Origin of the sequence: Caulobacter sp. 602-1 (genome assembly GCF_003931565.1) — a bacterium.
Classification (GTDB): domain Bacteria; phylum Pseudomonadota; class Alphaproteobacteria; order Caulobacterales; family Caulobacteraceae; genus Caulobacter.
This window is the reverse complement of record NZ_RRYI01000199.1, coordinates 1-276: the sequence shown is the minus strand read 5'-3', so window position 1 is coordinate 276 and position 276 is coordinate 1. Positions and strand designations below refer to the sequence as shown.

Annotated in this window: 1 pseudogene; it reads right to left on the bottom strand. The window is 58.7% G+C overall.

Annotated features, from left to right (window positions below):
- Positions 1–250 (bottom strand): annotated as a pseudogene (locus EIK80_RS25855) (4-hydroxy-3-methylbut-2-enyl diphosphate reductase); the annotation flags it as partial.
- Between the last annotated feature and the right edge of the window lie 26 nt (positions 251–276).

Below are 276 nucleotides of genomic sequence, written 5' to 3'. Positions count from 1 at the left end.
AGACAATCTCATACCCCTCGCGCACAAAACGCAACACTTCACGATGCACCTTGCCTACCAGCGGGCAAGTAGCGTCCACCACGTGCATACCACGGCGCTGAGCCTCCGACTTCACCACCGGAGATACGCCATGAGCGGAAAACACCACCGGAATGCCAGCCGCAGCGGCCGCATCCGGAATCTCGCTCAACTCTTGGACGAATACCGCACCCTGGCCTGCCAAATCCTCGACCACATGCTTGTTATGCACGATTTGCCTACGCACATACACCGGCG